Annotated in this window: 1 protein-coding gene; it reads left to right on the plus strand. The window is 67.7% G+C overall.

Features of this window, described 5'->3' with window-relative positions; translation table 11 throughout:
• On the plus strand, nucleotides 1–478 hold a 478-nt coding region (locus EOA33_RS38245; protein ID WP_145989622.1), incomplete at its 5' end, for an ATP-binding cassette domain-containing protein.
• Between the last annotated feature and the right edge of the window lie 18 nt (nucleotides 479–496).

Genomic DNA, 496 nt, shown 5'->3' on the forward strand with positions numbered 1-496 from the left:
GATCGAGAACGTCATGCTTGCCGCGCAAGGGCAGACCGGCGAGCGGCTGCTTGCCAATTTCCTCACGCCGTGGCGGGTCGCCGCCGAGGAGAGAGCCGCCGCGAGGAAAGCCGCCGAGTTGCTGGAACTCGTCTCGCTGACCCGGCTGGCGCACGAGCCGGCACGCGTGCTTTCCGGCGGCCAGCGCAAGCTGCTCGAACTCGCCCGCGTGATGATGGCCGACCCGGCGATCATCCTGCTCGACGAGCCGGCGGCCGGCGTCAACGCCACCCTGCTCGAGGTCATCATCGACCGCATCCGCGACATCAACGAGAGCGGCATCACCTTCCTGTTGATCGAGCACAACATCGACATGGTGACGCGGCTTTGCCACCGCGTGCTGGTGATGGCGAGCGGCGAGCTCTTGTGCGAGGGCACCGCCGACGAGGTGGCGCGCGACCAACGCGTCATCGAGGCCTATCTCGGGGGCGCGGCATGAGTGAAGCCGTGCTTGACG

It is taken from the genome of Mesorhizobium sp. M4A.F.Ca.ET.050.02.1.1, assembly GCF_003997725.1.
Lineage (GTDB): Bacteria > Pseudomonadota > Alphaproteobacteria > Rhizobiales > Rhizobiaceae > Mesorhizobium.